General features: G+C 73.4%; 18 protein-coding genes. 8 read left to right on the top strand and 10 right to left on the bottom strand.

Translation table 11 applies throughout. The annotated features are described in order from the left end of the window. Positions 1–104 precede the first annotated feature (104 nt). On the top strand, positions 105–584 hold the full coding sequence (locus AB0K65_RS06775; protein WP_365714653.1) for a GNAT family N-acetyltransferase: 480 nt from the start codon (positions 105–107) through the stop codon (positions 582–584). Between the two features lie 52 nt (positions 585–636). On the opposite strand, the gene AB0K65_RS06770 is transcribed toward AB0K65_RS06775, so the two are convergent. Continuing rightward, a complete protein-coding gene (locus AB0K65_RS06770; protein ID WP_365714652.1) occupies positions 637–1791 on the bottom strand; it encodes a low temperature requirement protein A in 1155 nt (384 codons plus the stop codon). Between the two features lie 319 nt (positions 1792–2110). Here AB0K65_RS06770 and AB0K65_RS06765 point away from each other — a divergent pair, with 319 nt between their 5' ends. Then, positions 2111–2524, top strand: coding sequence for a hypothetical protein (locus tag AB0K65_RS06765; protein ID WP_365714651.1), 414 nt, complete (start codon positions 2111–2113; stop codon positions 2522–2524). Here AB0K65_RS06765 and AB0K65_RS06760 read toward each other — a convergent pair. Further along, positions 2514–3338 carry a helix-turn-helix transcriptional regulator gene (locus AB0K65_RS06760; protein ID WP_365714650.1) on the bottom strand — a complete coding sequence of 275 codons (825 nt, stop codon included), beginning with the start codon at positions 3336–3338 and terminating at the stop codon, positions 2514–2516. The two genes, AB0K65_RS06765 and AB0K65_RS06760, sit on opposite strands and share 11 nt — an antisense overlap. Positions 3339–3430: 92 nt before the next feature. Here AB0K65_RS06760 and AB0K65_RS06755 point away from each other — a divergent pair, with 92 nt between their 5' ends. Beyond that, the gene (locus AB0K65_RS06755) at positions 3431–3736 is read left to right on the top strand and encodes a 4a-hydroxytetrahydrobiopterin dehydratase (RefSeq protein ID WP_365714649.1); all 306 of its coding nucleotides are present in this window, start codon (positions 3431–3433) and stop codon (positions 3734–3736) included. Between the two features lie 31 nt (positions 3737–3767). Then, positions 3768–4514 carry a class I SAM-dependent methyltransferase gene (locus AB0K65_RS06750; protein WP_365714812.1) on the top strand — a complete coding sequence of 249 codons (747 nt, stop codon included), beginning with the start codon at positions 3768–3770 and terminating at the stop codon, positions 4512–4514. A 9-nt stretch (positions 4515–4523) separates the two neighbouring features. Here the strand turns inward: AB0K65_RS06750 and AB0K65_RS06745 are convergent, their stop codons facing one another. From AB0K65_RS06745 to AB0K65_RS06730, 4 genes are all read right to left on the bottom strand, one after another. Then, positions 4524–4937, bottom strand: a complete 414-nt coding sequence (locus AB0K65_RS06745) for a VOC family protein (protein ID WP_365714648.1) — start codon at positions 4935–4937, stop codon at positions 4524–4526. A gap of 10 nt (positions 4938–4947) precedes the next feature. Then, positions 4948–5367: a helix-turn-helix transcriptional regulator gene (locus AB0K65_RS06740; RefSeq protein WP_365714647.1), complete on the bottom strand. Its 420-nt coding sequence runs from the start codon at positions 5365–5367 to the stop codon at positions 4948–4950. Between the two features lie 176 nt (positions 5368–5543). Continuing rightward, positions 5544–6008, bottom strand: a complete 465-nt coding sequence (locus AB0K65_RS06735; protein WP_365714646.1) for an RICIN domain-containing protein — start codon at positions 6006–6008, stop codon at positions 5544–5546. Continuing rightward, positions 6005–7099 carry a helix-turn-helix domain-containing protein gene (locus tag AB0K65_RS06730; protein ID WP_365714645.1) on the bottom strand — a complete coding sequence of 365 codons (1095 nt, stop codon included), beginning with the start codon at positions 7097–7099 and terminating at the stop codon, positions 6005–6007. The genes AB0K65_RS06735 and AB0K65_RS06730 overlap by 4 nt, the downstream gene beginning before the upstream one ends. Before the next feature lie 101 nt (positions 7100–7200). On the opposite strand from AB0K65_RS06730, the gene AB0K65_RS06725 reads away from it, so the two are divergent. Then, a complete protein-coding gene (locus AB0K65_RS06725) occupies positions 7201–8157 on the top strand; it encodes an NADP-dependent oxidoreductase (protein WP_365714644.1) in 957 nt (318 codons plus the stop codon). A 274-nt stretch (positions 8158–8431) separates the two neighbouring features. Here AB0K65_RS06725 and AB0K65_RS06720 read toward each other — a convergent pair whose 3' ends face one another. The 3 genes from AB0K65_RS06720 to AB0K65_RS06710 form a co-directional block, all read right to left on the bottom strand. Continuing rightward, a complete protein-coding gene (locus AB0K65_RS06720) occupies positions 8432–9226 on the bottom strand; it encodes an aldo/keto reductase (protein WP_365714811.1) in 795 nt (264 codons plus the stop codon). A 292-nt stretch (positions 9227–9518) separates the two neighbouring features. Continuing rightward, positions 9519–11348: an AMP-dependent synthetase/ligase gene (locus tag AB0K65_RS06715; RefSeq protein ID WP_365714643.1), complete on the bottom strand. Its 1830-nt coding sequence runs from the start codon at positions 11346–11348 to the stop codon at positions 9519–9521. Between the two features lie 355 nt (positions 11349–11703). Continuing rightward, the gene (locus tag AB0K65_RS06710; protein ID WP_365714642.1) at positions 11704–12570 is read right to left on the bottom strand and encodes a LysR substrate-binding domain-containing protein; all 867 of its coding nucleotides are present in this window, start codon (positions 12568–12570) and stop codon (positions 11704–11706) included. Between the two features lie 119 nt (positions 12571–12689). Between AB0K65_RS06710 and AB0K65_RS06705 the strand changes: the two genes are divergently transcribed. The 3 genes from AB0K65_RS06705 to AB0K65_RS06695 all read left to right on the top strand — a co-directional run bounded on the left by AB0K65_RS06705 (position 12690) and on the right by AB0K65_RS06695 (position 14728). Then, a complete protein-coding gene (locus AB0K65_RS06705) occupies positions 12690–13730 on the top strand; it encodes a bile acid:sodium symporter family protein (protein WP_365714641.1) in 1041 nt (346 codons plus the stop codon). Between the two features lie 96 nt (positions 13731–13826). After that, positions 13827–14348, top strand: a complete 522-nt coding sequence (locus AB0K65_RS06700; RefSeq protein WP_365714640.1) for an isochorismatase family protein — start codon at positions 13827–13829, stop codon at positions 14346–14348. Continuing rightward, the gene (locus AB0K65_RS06695; protein WP_365714639.1) at positions 14345–14728 is read left to right on the top strand and encodes a (2Fe-2S) ferredoxin domain-containing protein; all 384 of its coding nucleotides are present in this window, start codon (positions 14345–14347) and stop codon (positions 14726–14728) included. The genes AB0K65_RS06700 and AB0K65_RS06695 overlap by 4 nt, the downstream gene beginning before the upstream one ends. 86 nt (positions 14729–14814) lie before the next feature. On the opposite strand, the gene fdhD is transcribed toward AB0K65_RS06695, so the two are convergent. Then, positions 14815–15663, bottom strand: coding sequence for a formate dehydrogenase accessory sulfurtransferase FdhD (gene fdhD / locus AB0K65_RS06690; protein ID WP_365714638.1), 849 nt, complete (start codon positions 15661–15663; stop codon positions 14815–14817). Positions 15664–15959: the final 296 nt, after the last annotated feature.

Raw genomic sequence — 15959 nt, 5'->3', positions numbered from 1 at the left:
CGGCCCGTGCGGGCCGGCCGTCCGAGCGAGGCGGGCGTGCCCGCGTACCAAGCCGCCCCGCCCCGTACCGAACCGTCCCCGAGCGGTTTGGCAGACTCGGCGCCATGGAGATCAGAGACGCCGTGGCGGAGGACTGGAAGAGCATCTGGCCCTTCTGGCACGAGATCGTGTCCGCCGGCGAGACCTACACCTGGGACCCCGACACCGGAGAGGACGCGGCGCGAGCGCTGTGGATGGCGCCGGGCAACCGCGTGTTCGTCGTCGAGGAGGCCGGAGAGGTCCTCGCCTCCGCCTTCGTCCGCCGCAACTACGGCGGCCCGGCGGCGCGCGTCGCCAACGCCGGGTTCATGGTGGCGCCCGGTGCCGCGGGCCGGGGTGTGGGCCGCCGCCTCGCCGAGCACGTGCTCGTGGCGGCGAAGGAGGACGGCTACACGGCGATGGTGTTCAACGCGGTGGTGGAGACCAACCCGGCCCTCGGGCTGTGGCGCTCACTCGGGTTCGCCGTCGTGGGCACGGTGCCGGCGGCCTTCCGGCACCCCGTGCACGGCCCCGTCGGCCTGCACGTCATGCACCGGGAGCTGTGAGCACGGCCTACCGTGACCGCGGCGGAGCCGGACGGGCCGTCCGGGCCCGACGTCAGGCACCGGGAGCCGTGACCGCGGCGGCGGACAGCCGGCGGCCGTGCACGCCGACGACCAGCGACAGCACGCAGGCGAGCAGCACCAGAGCGACGAGCGCCGGGATCACGCCCACCAGCGGGCCGGCCGCCAGACAGCACAGCCCGCCCACGGCGAGGGCGGTCGGCCGCCGGCCGGTGGAGCGCAGGACGATCGCCGCGGCGCCCAGCAGGAACACTCCGACGCCCCCCGTCAGCGACCAGGCCACGACCCCGTGCAACGGCTCCGCGAACGAGTAGTGGCCGGTGTCGGCGACCTGCTGGACGACCTTCTTCATGCCGAGCGCGCACAGCACGACGCCCGCGACCAGCGGCAGGTGAAGGAAGGTGTACACGTCCCGGGCGAACCGCGTGCGATCGTCGCCGGAGAGCTCCGCGAGCCGGTGCTCCGCGGCCTCGCCCAGCTGCCGGAAGTACAGCCGCCACAGCGCGGCCGAGAGCAGCAGTCCGGCCGCGGCGGCGCCGAGCACGGCCGCGGTGAGCGGAAAGCCGGACATGCCCATCCCCATGGCCACGATCGACTCGCCGAGCGCGATGATCACGATCAGGCTGTGGCGTTCGGCGAAGTGTCCGGGGGAGTTGACGCGCCAGCCGGACGATCCGGTCACGTAGATCCCGCCGTAGTCGATGGCCACCGCCCCCAGCCACCAGAGGAGTTGGGCCGTGCCGGTGTGCGCGCTGCCGATCAGCAGCAGGACCAGCGGCGGCAGCACCGAGGCCACCGCGGTCCGCCGCAGCGTCGCGTGCAGGAGCGCGTCGTCCGGACCGGAGAGCCAGTACGCCACCAGGTGCAGGACGCGTACGACGCCGTAGCAGAGCACGAACAGCAGCGGGGCCGACAGGCCGCCGGGGGCGTCCGCGAAGACCTCGGGCACGGCGAGCGACACGATGAAGACGACCGCCATGACGGTGACGAGCACCGCGAACGGCGCTCCCGAGTCGGCCCGTACGACATTGCCCAGCCAGGCGAAACAGCACCAGCACCACCACAGCAGCGCGAGGACCACCATCGCGCCGACCACCCGCACCGGCGAGGGCGCGGCCGCCATCAGCGCCGTGACCTGAGTGATCGCGTAGACGAACACCAGGTCGAAGAAGAGCTCCGCCGGCGTCACCCTGTGATCGTCACCGGTCGCCACCATCCGCGCCCGGTCCCTGGCCCGCATCATCCGCGCCCCCTCCCCGTCGACGGCCCCCCGGCCGCCCGGCGCGAACAATACCCATGCGCGCCCCGCCCGTTCGATACCCGCCCGGCCACCGGACTGCTGCCGCCGGCCCTCCGGACGGGCGGAACGGGGTGCGGGGCCCATTACCTGTGACGTCATCGACCCGCGCCGCCCGCGGCGGCATCGTGGGGTCCACCGGAACTCGGGCGGCGCACTCCGTCCGAGCTCCGGGCCCACCACCGGCCCTCCCCACGGAGTGTGATCCGTCATGTCCCAGACCCTGCTCACCGGTCTCTCCCGCACCACCCGCCCGCGGTCCATGGTGCGCCGCTTCCTCGCTCTCGACGCCGTCGTCACGGGCGGGAACGGGCTCGCCTACCTCGTCGCCTCCCGGCCGCTGGGCGAGCTGCTCGGCGTCGCCCCCGGCCTCCTGCTCGAACTCGGCGCGCTGCTCACCGTGTTCGCCGCCGGCGTCGCCTGGCTCGCGAGCCGTCCGGCGCCCCCGGCCCTCGGCGTGAAGCTCGTCGTCGACGTCAACGCCCTCTGGGCCGTCCTCAGCGTCGTCGCCCTCGTCACCTGGCTGGAGCCCACTACCGCCGGCGCGGTGTGGATCCCGGCGCAGGCCGTCGTCGTCGCCGCGTTCGCCGTTCTCCAGTGGTCGGCCCTGCGGGCTACGGAGTAGGACGCGCCGACCGCAGATACGCGACCGTCGCCGGGTCGGCCGGGAGGAGCGTCTCGATGGCCAGCTCGGCGACCGTCACGTCCATGGGCGTGTTGAACGTCGAGATCGACGACACGAACGACAGCACCTGTCCGTCGTGCTCGATCCGCAGCGGCAGCGCGACGTAGGCGTACTGCTCCGGACCCTCTTCGCCGCGCCCCTCCTCCGCGCCGGCGGACCCCTCGGGCAGCGGGTACGCCGCCACCTCCTCGTACAGCTTCCGCAGCGCCTCGGAACGGGCCAGGCCGATCTGCCGCTCCATCTGGTGCAGCAGGTGCCCCCGCCACTCCCGCAGGTTGCGGATCCGAGGGGCGAGCCCCTCCGGGTGCAGCGTCACCCGCATCGCGTTCACCGGCGGGGTCAGCAGATGCTCCGGCAGCCCGGCCAGCAGAAGGCCGAGACCCTCGTTGGCCGCCACCACCGTGTACGACCCGTCCACGACGAGCGCCGGATACGGGTCGTAGCCGGCCAGCAGTTGCTCGATCCCCTGCCGCACGGTCGCCATACCCGGCTCGTCCAGCGCCGTCTCGGTGTACCGGGGCGCGTAACCCGCCGCCAGCAGGAGTGCGTTGCGCTCCCGCACCGGCACGTCCAGATGCTCGGCGAGACGCAGGATCATCTCCTCGCTCGGCCGGGACCGCCCCGTCTCGACGAACGAGATGTGCCGGGCGGAGGAATCGGCCCGCAGCGCCAGTTCCAGCTGGCTCAGCCGCCGCTGCTCGCGCCATCCCCGCAGGAGCGGCCCTACGCCCGTACCGGTCACGAGAGTTGTCATGACCTGACGGTATCCCAGGTGTCGGCCCCGGGTATCGAGTCTCCGGGACCGTATCGTCACCGTCAGCAACCCCGACCGGAGGGAGTACGGACATGCCCACAGAGCCGCTGTCGCAGAAGGAGATCGAGGACCGCCTGCGAGAGCTCCCCGGCTGGTCCCTGACGGACGACCGGATCACCCGCACCTACCGGCTCGGCGACCACTTCGCCGCCACCGCGCTCGTCGTCCACGTGGCACGGATCCAGCAGGAGCTGAACCACCACTCCGACCTGACGCTCGGCTACAACACGGTGGCCGTCTCCGTGAACACGCACTCCGCAGGCGGCGTGATCACCGAGAAGGACTTCGAGCTCGCGGAGCGGGTGGAGGCCGTCGCCCCGGGACACGGCGCCGGCTGACGGCCCTACGATCGGCGCCATGCGCCCGACGCTGCTCGACTACGACACCGAGGCCGACCGCTACGACGAGACCCGGGGCGGAGTGCCCCGGGCCGCGGCGGCGGCCGAGGCCGTCCTGAGTCTTCTCCCGCCCACCACCGGCACGCTCGTCGACGTCGCCTGCGGCACCGGCCTGGTCACCGAGCGGCTCACCCGCCCCGGCCTGCGGGTCCTCGGCTTCGACGCCGCCCACGGCATGGCCCGCAAGGCGGTGCGGCGGCTCCCCGGTCGCGTCGCGCGCGCCGACGGACGCACCCTGCCCCTGCCGGACGCCTCGGTCGACGCGGTCAGCGCCGTCTGGCTCCTGCACCTCGTCCCCTTCGCGGACGAGATCGTCGCCGAAGCCGCCCGGGTACTGCGCCCCGGCGGCGTCCTCGTCGTCACGGTGGACAAGGACGCCGCACACGACGTGGGCAGCGACATCGACCGGATCCTCGCTCCCCGCCGTTCGCACGACCGCGCCTCGGACCGGGCCGACCGTGTCGGGGCGCACGCCGCCGCGCACGGTCTGGTGCCGTCCGGCGTCTCCCGCTTCACCGGCCACGGGCAGGGCGCCCACCCCCGCGGCACGGCCGACAGGCTGCGCCGCGGCCACTACGCCTCGTGGTTCGGCGGCGGCCCGCGGGCCTGCGCCGCGCTGGCCGAGGAACTGGCCGCCCTCCCGGACCAGGACCGTCGCCGCGCCGACCCCGTGTACCGGCTGGTGTCCTACGCGAAGCCGCCGGTCACACCCGCCTGACGGGCGGGTTCATCCGCGGGCCTGCGTGAAGCGCACCATGTTGCCCGCGGGATCGCGGAAGGCGCAGTCGCGGACGCCGTACGGCTGGTCGACCGGCTCCTGCAGGACCTCGCCGCCCGCGGCGCGGATGCGCTCGAAGGTGGCGTCGCAGTCGTCGGTGGAGAAGATGACGGCGCGCAGCAGCCCCTTCGCCAGCAGCTCCGCCATCGCCGCCTTGTCGGCGGGCGAGGCGTTGGGGTCCGCGAGGGGCGGTTCGAGGACGATGTCCACACCCGGTTGCGAGGGAGCGCCGACGGTCACCCAGCGCATGCCCTCGAACCCGACGTCGTTGCGGACCTCGAGTCCGAGGACGTCCCGGTAGAAGGCGAGCGCCTTGTCGTGGTCGTCGACGGCGATGAAGCACTGTGACAGCGTGATGTTCATGGGCACCACGCTAGGAGCGTGCGGGAGGTTTCGCTTCTCCGTTCCTGACCGGTCGCGTGTGGATCTTAGCGAAGCAGGCCGGGATCGCGGCGCCCTCGTCGTGGCTGCGGGCCCGGTACGCACTCGGGGTCTCGCCGACCAGCTCGGTGAACCGCGAGCTGAAGGACCCCAGTGACGTACAGCCGACCGCGAAGCACACGTCGGTGACCGACAGCTCGCCCAGCCGGAGCAGGGCCTTGGCCCGCTCGATCCGCCGCGTCATGAGGTAGCTGTACGGCGTCTCCCCGAAGGCGGCCCGGAAGCTCCGGGAGAAGTGGCCCGGCGACATCAGGGCGACACGCGCCAGCGCCGGAACGTCGAGCGGGTTCGCGTACTCGCGGTCCATCAGGTCACGGGCCCGGCGCAGCCGGACGAGGTCCTCCAGGGTCACCCCACCACGATCGCACAGCTCCGCTCCCGGCGGGCTCGAACGATCCCGCCACCACCGGCCCCGGCAGTCCCATTGACCCCACTGTCCCGCGGGGCCCCTCCCGGCCTACAGGCCCCCACGGTCCCGCCGGCCCCGCCGGGGACGGACCGGCCGACCCGGCCCGACCCCGGCCGGCGTCAGGCCACCGGCTCCAGCCGCCACCACTGGGAGGGGGAATCGGTGTCCTCCCACTGCCGGACGTTGGCCCCGTCGTCCGCAGAGCCGTCCTCGACCTCGAGGAGCAGCCCGCTCACGAAGCTCACCAGCGCGACCGTGCCCGGTGCCTGGAGGTCCTGCTCGATGATCCACTCCTGGGCGCCGAAGTTGTTCGCCTTCCACTGCTGGACGTTGGCGCCGTTCTCGGTCGAGGCGTTCGCCACGTCGAGCCGCTTGCCGCTGGCCGCGTTGACGAGGTGGTGGAGTCCGCCGCCGTTCGGCACCGGTGCGATGTGCCAGTGCTGGCCGGGCGTCCCGTTCTCCTTGCCCTGCTGCACGTTGGCGCCGCTGCGGCCCGACCCCTCGTACACCTCCAGCAGCAGGCCGCTGGCCACGTTCCGTACCCGGTACAGACCCTCTTCCACCGGTGCCGGTGAACCGCTCACTTGCCGTGCCCCCTGTCCGTCGTGACGTCGTGCCCGATGCCGTCGCCCGTGACGTGTGCCCCTGTCGCGGTGTCGCCCGCGGCCAGGTGAAAGGTACGCCGGTAGGCGGCCGGGGAGATCCCGACGGCGCTGCGCATGTGCTGGCGCAGCGAGTTGCCGCTGCCGAACCCCGTGCGGTCCGCGATGTGATCCACGGTGAGGTCGCTGGTCTCCAGCAACTGCTTGGCGAGCTCGAGGCGTTGGGCCGTGAGCCACTGCCCGGGCGTGGTTCCCGCCTCGTCGCGGAAGCGGCGCGTGAAGGTCCGTACGCTCATCCGCGCGTGCCCGGCGAGCTCGTTCAGGGTCAGCGGCCGGCCCAGGCGCTCCAGGGCCCAGGCACGGGTGGGCGCGGTGGTGGCCGTCGTCGGCTCCGGGACCGGGCGCTCGATGTACTGCGCCTGGCCGCCGTCCCGCCACGGCGGGACGACACAGCGCCGGGCGACGAGATTGGCCATGGCGCTGCCGTGGTCCTTGCGGACCAGGTGCAGGCAGAGGTCGACGCCGGCCGCCGCGCCCGCCGACGTCAGGACGTCCCCGTCGTCCACGAACAGCACGTCCTCGTCGAGCAGGACGCCGGGGAAGAGCGACCGGAAGTGGGCGGCCTCCCACCAGTGGGTGGTGGCCCGCCGTCCGTCGAGCAGGCCGACCGCGGCCAGGGCGTACGCACCGGTGCAGATGGAGACGATCCGGGTGCCGGGGCGCACCCGTCCCAGGGTGCCGGCCAGCCGGTCGCGGAGCGAGCCGTCCTCGGCGAGCCGGCGCAGTTCGTAGGTGGGCGGCACGACGAGGGTGTCCGCCCGTGCCAGCTCCTCGGGCCCGAACTCGGTGACGATCGAGAAGCCGTCCGAGGTGCGGACGGGGGCGCCGTCGAGCGAGCAGACGCGCACGTCGTAGAGCGGGGCGCCGTCCTCGTCCGCCGGGCAGCCGAGGATGCGGGCGGGGATGCCCAGCTCGAACGGGATCACACCGTCCAGGGCGAGGACGGCCACCCGGTGGGCCGGTGTTCCCGCCGAGGCCCGTGGGCGGGCCGGCGACGGCGGACAAGAGGTCATGGCCGGATTCTGTCACATCATGGCCATCCGGCCAGTACCGGCGGGGGTGCGTCTCGCCGACGCTGGTGGCAGACCAGCGACCCCGCACCAGGAGAGCCCCCATGAACGCCACGCCCCTTGCTGCCCCCGCCACCATGCGCGTCGTCACCGCGAGCGAGTGGGGCGGCCCCGAGGTCCTCACCGAGGCCCGGGTCGCCCGCCCCGAGCCCGGCCCGACCGAGATCCTCGTCAGGGTCCACGCGGCCGGCCTCAACCCGGTCGACTGGAAGTCCCGCGCCACCGGCGGCTTCGGCATGTGGGCCGAGACCCCGGTCCTCGGCTACGACGTCTCCGGCGTCGTCGAGGCGGTGGGACTCGGCGTCACGCTGTACGCCCCCGGCGACGAGGTCTTCGGCATGCCCGACTTCCCGCGCCAGGCCGGAGGGTACGGCGAGTACGTCACGGGCCCGGCCCGCCACTTCGCGCGCAAGCCCGCCTCGCTCTCCCACGTGGAGGCCGCGGCGCTCCCGCTCGCCGGGCTCACCGCCTGGCAGTCCCTGGTCGGGACGGCGGCGCTGCGTCCGGGGCAGCGGGTCCTGGTCCACGCGGCGGCGGGCGGCGTCGGCCACCTCGCCGTCCAGATCGCCAAGGCCCGCGGGGCGTACGTGCTGGGCACGGCCGGCGCCGCCAAGCAGGACTTCCTGCGCTCGCTCGGCGTCGACGAGCCGATCGACTACACGGCGACCGACTTCTCCGAGGCCGTACGGGACGTGGACGTCGTCCTCGACAGCGTCGGCGGCGACTACGGCACCCGTTCGCTGCCGGTGCTCCGCGACGGCGGCACGCTGGTGACGCTGCCCTCCCCCGACGCGGCTCCGGCCGGGGAGCGGGGCATCCGTACGGGCTTCACCCTCGTCGAGCCGGACTACGCCGGGCTCCTGGGCCTGGTCGAGCTGGTGGAGACGGGGCGGCTGCGGCCCGTGGTCGACACCGTCCTGCCGCTGGCGGAGGCGGCCAAGGCGCACGAGCTGGGGGAGTCGGGCCGTACCCGCGGGAAGATCGTCCTCACCGTCGTCTGAGCGACACGCGGCGCCCCGCGCCGACCGGCCCGGGAGGGCGCGGACGGTGCGGGCGCCGCTCGGTCACGACCAGGCCGGCACATGGACGGTGCGGGCGCCGCCCGGTCACGACGAGGGCGGCATCCGCACCGGGGCCGCGCGTCCCCTGCCCGCGGTACGGCGCCGAAGGGGAAGGACACCGCGCGGACGCCGTACGGCGCCGACGCGGTAGGGCTTTGTCAGGCGCGGTACGGCCGTCCGTCGCGGCAGGGCTGTGGGACGCGGTACGGGGCTGTCAGGCGCCGACGCTGAACTCGGCCGGGTCCGGGCCGATCCGCCGGTTCTCGTCGAGGACGGCGATGGCACCCATGTCCTCGTCGTCCAGCTCGAAGTCGAACACCTCGATGTTCTCCCGGATGCGGGACGGCGTCACCGACTTCGGGATGACCACGTTCCCGGTCTGGAGGTGCCAGCGCAGCACCACCTGGGCGGGGGTGCGGCCGTGCTTCTGGGCGATGGCGACGAGCGCCGGCACCTCCAGGAGCCCCTTGCCCTGCCCCAGCGGCGACCACGCCTCGGTCGCGATGCCGTGGCCGGCGTGCGCCTTGCGGGCCTCCGCCTGCTGGAGGTGGGGATGCAGCTCGATCTGGTTGACGGCCGGCACGATGGACGTCTCGCCGATCAGCCGCTCCAGGTGCTCCGGGAGGAAGTTCGAGACGCCGATGGCCTTGGCGCGGCCGTCCGCGTGGATCTTCTCGAACGCCCGGTAGGTGTCGACGTAGGCGTCCTTCGCCGGCACCGGCCAGTGGATCAGGTACAGGTCGACGTAGTCCAGGCCCAGGCGGTCGAGCGACGCGTCGAAGGCGCGCAGCGTCGAGTCGTAGCCCTGCTCGGTGTTCCACAGCTTCGTGGTGACGAACAGCTCGTCGCGCGGGATCCCCGAGCCGGTGACGGCCCGGCCGGTACCCGTCTCGTTCTCGTAGATCGCGGCCGTGTCGATGGAGCGGTAGCCGGCCTCCAGGGCGGTGGTCACCGCCTCCGCCGCCTCGTCGTCCGGCACCTGCCAGACGCCGTAGCCGAGCTGCGGCATCCGCACGCCGTTGTTCAGGGTGAGGGAAGGGACCTTGTTGTCCGTGCTCACGAGGGGTCGATCCTATCGTCGTCGGGTGGTACTCCCAGGGTCAACGATCGGGCGCCGGATCGCATTCCGCCGTGCCGGTCGTCGTTCCCGGTCTCCGTGACAGCGGTCGTCGTGCCCGGGCCGCCACCTGTGACAGCGGTCGTCGACTCCGGGCCGCCACCCGACGTGCCCGAAGCGGCCCCACGCCGAGCGCCCGTGTCCGTGCGCCGCGGCCGCCCATCCCGGCCGCACCGGCCCCCGGTCAGCCGTAGAGCGCCTCAACCTCCGTCGCGTACACCTTCTCGATCGCCTTCCGCTTCAGCTTCAACGACGGGGTGAGCAGCCCGTGCTCCTCGCTGAAGGGGTGGGCCAGGATCCGGAAGGTCCGTACGGACTCGGCCTGCGAGACCAGGGTGTTGGCGGAGACCACCGCCCGACGGATCTCCGCCTCCAGGCTCGGGTCCCGCACCAGATCGGCGGGCGGCAACGGCGGCCTCGCCTGCATCGCCAGCCAGTGCTCCACGGCCTCCTGATCCAGCGTCACCAGCGCGGCGATGTAGGGCCGGTCGTTGCCCACGACGATGCACTGGGCGATCAGCGGATGCGACCGGATCCGCTCCTCCAGACCGGCCGGCGACACGCTCTTGCCGTTGGACGTCACCAGGATCTCCTTCTTCCGCCCGGTGATCGTCAGATAGCCGTCCTCGTCGAGCATGCCCAGGTCGCCGGTGGACAGCCAGCCGTCGTTGAGCACCGCGGCGGTGGCCCGCGGGTCGTTGAGGTATCCCGAGAAGACCTGGCCGCCGTGCAGCCACACCTCGCCGTCCTCCGCGATGTGCACGGTCGTCCCCGGGACCGGCTGTCCCACCGTCCCGTACTTCACCCGCTCGGGCGGGTTCGCGGTGGCCGCGGCCGAGGACTCCGTCAGGCCGTACCCCTCGAAGACCGTCACGCCGGCGCCCTCGAAGAACAGCCCGAGCCGGCGGTCCATCCCGGAGCCGCCCGACATCGCGTGCCGGACCCGACCGCCCATGGCCTCGCGGACCTTCGCGTACACGACCTTCTCGAAGAACTGGTGCTGTACCCGCAGCGCCGCCGAAGGCCCCGGGCCGAGCCCGAACGCCCTGTGCTCCATCGCCTCCGCGTACTTGACCGCCACCTCGACGGCCTTGTCGAAGGGTCCCGCCTTGCCGCCGGCCTCCGCCTTGCGCCGGGCCGCGTGGTAGACCTTCTCGAAGACGTAGGGGACGGCCAGGATGAACGTGGGCCGGAACGCGACCAGATCGGGCAGCAGTGCCGACGCCGTCAGGGCCGGCTGATGGCCCAGCTTCACCCCGCTGCGGACCGCCGCGACCTCCACCATCCGTCCGAAGACGTGCGCGAGCGGCAGGAAGAGCAGCGTCGAGGGCTCGTCGCCGGGCTTCGAGTGGAACACCGGCTCCCAGCGGCCGACGAGCATGTCCGTCTCGAACATGAAGTTGGAGTGCGTGATCACACACCCCTTGGGGCGGCCCGTGGTGCCCGAGGTGTAGATGATCGTGGCGACGGAGTCGGGCGTCACCGCCCTGCGGTGCCGGTGCACCACGTCGTCGTCGATCTCCGCGCCCGCCTCGACCAGCTCGGCGACGGCTCCCCGGCCGGAGTCCAGCTGCCACAGCCGCTGGAGCCGGGGCAGCCGGTCGACGACCGAGCCGATCGTCATCGCGTGGTCCTCGTGCTCGACCACGCACGCGGTGACCTCGGCGTCGTGCAGCATCCAATGGACCTGGTCCGCCGACGAGGTGGGGTAGATCGGCACCGACTGCACGCCGAGTGTCCACAGCGCGAAGTCGAAGAGCGTCCACTCGTACCGCGTCCGGGCCATGATCGCGACCCGGTCGCCGAACCGTACGCCGTGCGCGATCAGACCCTTGGCGAGGGCGAGCACCTCGTCGCGGAACCGCGCGGAGGTCACGTCACGCCACCGGCCCTCGGCGTCCTTGCGGCCGAGCACGACCCGGTCCGGCGCCTCCTGGGCGTGCTCGAACACGGCGTCCGCCAGACCGCCGACCTGAGGCGCCGCCTCGACGGGCGGCACGGTGAACTCGCGCAAAGACCTGCTCCTCGACGGCTCGTTGTCGCGCTCCGTACGGCGCGGGTGACGGTACCCCAAGGGACTGCCGGACGGCAGGGCCTTCACGAAGTCGGGACATTCTGCATACGCACAGGTCAGCGCGGGGGAGTGGGGCAAGTGGCGGAGGGGCGACGCTCGTTACTGACTCGCCGGTAAGCAGGCGGGGCGGGAATCTCCACGGAATCTGTACGGGCCGATCACGGCCCCGCCGATCCGCCGCGCCTGCGCGCGCCGGTCGCCCTCCCCGGCCCCCGGCCCCGGGTCCGGTTCTCGGCGCGTGCGGCGCATCCGGTCTCCCGCCTCCCGTACCCCGGCTCGCGACGCGTCCCGGTGCTCAGCGTGAGCGGTGGAGCCGGTCCCCGCCCGCCAGGATCGCCGTGGCCAGCGCGTCCGCCGCCTCCTGGGTCGCCCCGCCGCGCCGCCCCTTGCGCAGGACGAAGTCGACGCCGCCCAGCTCGGGCAGGCCCGCGCGCGCGGGCACCCGGGCCAGCCCTGGCGGGACCAGGCCCTGGGTATGGGCCATCACCCCGAGGCCGGCGCGGGCCGCGGCGATGTTGCCGCTCAGGCTCGTGCTCGTACACGCGATCCGCCAGGCCCGCCCCTGGGCCTCCAGCGCCTCCAGCGCCCGGGCGCGGGTGATGCCGGGCGCGGGGTAGACGATCAGCGGAACCGGTCGGTCCGGATCCAGTCGCAGCTGCGGAGAACCGATCCAGATCAGGGAGTCCCGCCACACCAGCTCGCCGCCGCTCTCGTCGGCACGCCGCTTGGCGAGGATCAGATCGAGCCGTCCCGCCTCCAGCCGGGCGTTCAGCGTCCCCGACAGCCCGACCGTCAGCTCCAGGTCCACCTCGGGGTGCTCGCTCCGGAACGACTGGAGGATCTCCGGCAGCCGGGTCACGACGAAGTCCTCCGAGGCGCCGAACCGCAGCCGCCCGCGCAGTCGCGTGCCGGTGAAGAACGCCGCCGCCCGCTCGTGCGCCCGCAGGATCGTCCGGGCGAAGCCGAGCATCGCCTCGCCGTCCTCCGTCAGCTCCACGCTGTGCGTGTCCCGGGTGAACAGCGGGCGGCCGGTGGCCTCCTCCAGTCGCCGCACGTGCTGGCTCACGGTCGACTGCCGCAGCCCGAGCCGGCGCGCGGCCTGCGTGAAGCTCAGCGTCTGTGCGACCGCGAGGAAGGTGCGCAGTTGCGTGGGGTCGTACACGGAGCGAGGCTATCGTGAAACGTGATGACAGTCAGAGCGCTGTACGGGATTCCCGATCGGCCGGGCGGCGAGCAGGATGGGAGGCGAACGACCCCGTCCGAGAGCAGGCAGTGGAGCACATGAGCCGCCGTACGACCCTCCTGCCGTCCTGGCTGCCGGTCGACCCGTACGTCCTGGCGTTGCTCGGCACCGTCGGCCTCGCGGCGGTGCTCCCCGCCTCCGGGACTGCCGCCGGCGTCGCGGACGGCGCCGCGACGGCGGTCATCGCCCTCCTCTTCTTCCTCTACGGCGCCCGGCTCTCCACCCGCGAGGCCATGGAGGGGCTGCGGCACTGGCGGCTGCACGCCACCGTCCTGGCCTGCACCTTCGTCGCCTTCCCGCTGCTCGGCCTGGCCGCGAGAGGGCTCGTGCCGACGGTACTCACGCCCGCGCTCTCCAGCGGCCTCCTCTTCCTCTGTCTGGTCCCCTCCACCATCCAGTCCTCGATCGCCTTCACCTCGATCGCCCGGGGCAACGTCCCGGCGGCGATCTGCGCGGGCTCCTTCTCCTCCCTGGCCGGGATCGTGCTCACACCGCTCCTCGCCGCGGCGCTGCTGGGCGGGAGCGGGGCCGGGTTCTCGGCCGACTCGGTACTGAGGATCGTGCTCCAGCTGCTCGTCCCGTTCGCGGCCGGACAGCTGTCGCGCCCCTGGGTGGGCGGTTTCCTGGCCCGGCACAGGAAGGTGCTCGGGTACGTCGACCGGGGCTCGATCCTGCTCGTCGTCTACAGCGCCTTCAGCCTGGGCATGACCGCCGGCATCTGGCACCAGGTCACCCCGGCGCGGCTCGCGCTGCTGCTGGCGGTCGAGGCCGTGTTGCTCGCGGTGATGCTCGGACTCAGCTGGTACGGGGCGAAACGGCTCGGCTTCGGCCGCGAGGACCGCATCGCGATCCAGTTCGCCGGCTCGAAGAAGAGCCTGGCGGCCGGGCTGCCGATGGCCGGCGTGCTGTTCGGAGCCCACGCCGCGCTCGCCGTGCTGCCGCTGATGCTCTTCCACCAGATGCAGCTGATGGTCTGCGCGGTGATCGCCAGGCGCCGCTCCCGCGACCCGGAGCCGGCGCCCGCCCCGGACACCGTGCGACCGGAGCCCCGACAGCGGTCGGCGACCCCGGGCTCCTGAGGTTCCCCGGCCCTGAGGGTCCCCGGCCCCCGGGCCGTGGCGTGATCCCGTCCTCACCCGCCCCGCCAAGATCGACGGGGAGGTTACCGTGCTCCCATGCCCGCACTCGATCCCGGCCGCACCGCGCTCGTTCTCGTCGACCTGATGGAACGCATCGTCGCGCTGCCCCTCGCCCCCCGCCCCGGAACCGACGTCGTCAGCGCCGCGACCCGCCTGGCCGCGACCTTCCGTGCCGCCGGTGCCCCCGTCGTCCACATCAGGGTGGAGCGCCCGCACGTCGACACCCAGCCCCCCGGCAGCGACCTCGTGCCCGCCCCCGTGCACGCCGACGACCTCGTCGTCGTCAAGCGCACCATCGGCGGGTTCCAGGACACCGGACTGCGCGACCTGCTCGCCGAACGCTCCGTCACCACCCTCGTGTTCGGCGGCATCGCCACCAACCTCGGGGTCGAGTCCACCGCCCGTGCCGCCTGCGACCTCGGCTACGACCTCGTCTTCGCCGAGGACGCCATGACCGCCTTCACCGCGGAGGAGCACCGCGCCTCCGTGACCCTCGACTTCCCCCGCCTCGGTACGGTCACCACCGCCGCGGACGTCACCCTGGAGGCGCCCGCGTGAGCCGGGTCCCGATACGTTACGGCGCCCGGCCCTGCTCCCTGGTCGTGTGCCGGGGCTGCTGCTGCGGCGACGCGCGCAAGAACCCCGGGACCGACCACGCGGGCCAGCTGGCCCGGCTCCGCGAGGCCGCCGCCACCTCGGGCGGCAGGCTGGCCGTCCGGACCAGCGACTGCCTCGGCCCGTGCGCGCAGGCCAACGTGGTCGTCGTCCAGCCGTCCACCGAGGGCCGCCGCCGCGGCGGCCGGGCCGCCTGGATCGGCTGGACCGTGGACGACGACTGCCTCGACGACATCCTCGCCTGGACCGCCGCGGGCGGCCCCGGCCTCGCCGAGCCTCCCGCCACCCTCGCCCTCCAGATGATCGACCCCCCGAAGAACTGACGCGCGCCCCGCCCGGGGCACGGGCCCGTCGGCATCAGCGGCGCTCCTGCCGGCCGACGGCCCGACCCCGTGCGACCGCCCCCCGGTCAGTTCGGGGAAGCCTCGGTCCCGAGAGCGATCCGGTGCTCCCCCGCGTACACGTTCATGTCCTGCCCGCGCAGGAAGCCGACCAGCGTCAGGCCGGTCTCGGCAGCCAGGTCCACCGCCAGCGAGGACGGCGCGGAGACCGCCGCGAGCACCGGGACGCCCGCCATCACCGCCTTCTGCGCGAGCTCGAACGAGGCCCGGCCCGAGACCAGCAGGACGGCCCGGTCCAACGGCAGCCGGTCCTCCCGCAGCGCGCGGCCCACCAGCTTGTCCACGGCGTTGTGGCGGCCCACGTCCTCCCGTACGTCCAGCAGCTCGCCCTCCTCGCTGAAGAGCGCCGCCGCGTGCAGGCCCCCCGTCCGGTCGAAGACCCGCTGCGCGGCCCGCAGCCGGCCGGGGAGGGCGGCGAGCAGACCGGGCGTGACCCGGACCGGGGGAGCGTCGGCGATCGGGTAGCGGGTCGTGGTTCGTACCGCGTCCAGACTGGCCTTGCCGCACAGCCCGCACGACGACGTGGTGTACACGTTCCGCTCCAGGGTGATGTCCGGGACGACGACACCGGGCGCCAGCCGCACGTCCACCACGTTGTAGGTGTTCGTGCCGTCGTCCTTCGCGCCCGCGCAGTACACGATGTTCCGCACGTCGGAGGCTGCGCCGAGCACCCCCTCGCTCACCAGGAACCCGGCCGCCAGCGCGAAGTCGTCGCCCGGCGTGCGCATGGTCACGGCGAGCGGCCTGCCGTTGAGACGGATCTCCAGCGGCTCCTCGGCCACCAGCGTGTCGGGGCGCTCGTTCACGGCCCCCGCGCGGATCCGCATGACGCGCCGTCGCTCGGTGACCCGTCCCATGGTGGCTACACCCGCTTCTGTACGTGTTGGAAGCCGAAACGGCCCTTGACGCGAGGGTCGCCGCAGGCCGCCGGCTCGTCGTGCGCTCCGGCTCGTCGTGCGGCGAGGTGACCCCGACGACCTCATTGTCCTGCACGGGCAGGGGCGAGCCGCGGCCCGCTCCCCCTCGCCGCCCCCGGCGCGGTCGCGGCGCCACGGCTCCCCGTCCGGCGAGACGCGCCGCCCGGCCGGCCCGGGTCGCGTCCGCAAGGTCTCGCCTGGCCTACGACGCCACGCACGATCGCCGCCCTTGTCGT

This window comes from Streptomyces sp. NPDC053755, from assembly GCF_040677675.1.
Taxonomy (GTDB): domain Bacteria; phylum Actinomycetota; class Actinomycetes; order Streptomycetales; family Streptomycetaceae; genus Streptomyces.
This window is presented reverse-complemented; position numbering and strand designations above follow the sequence as displayed.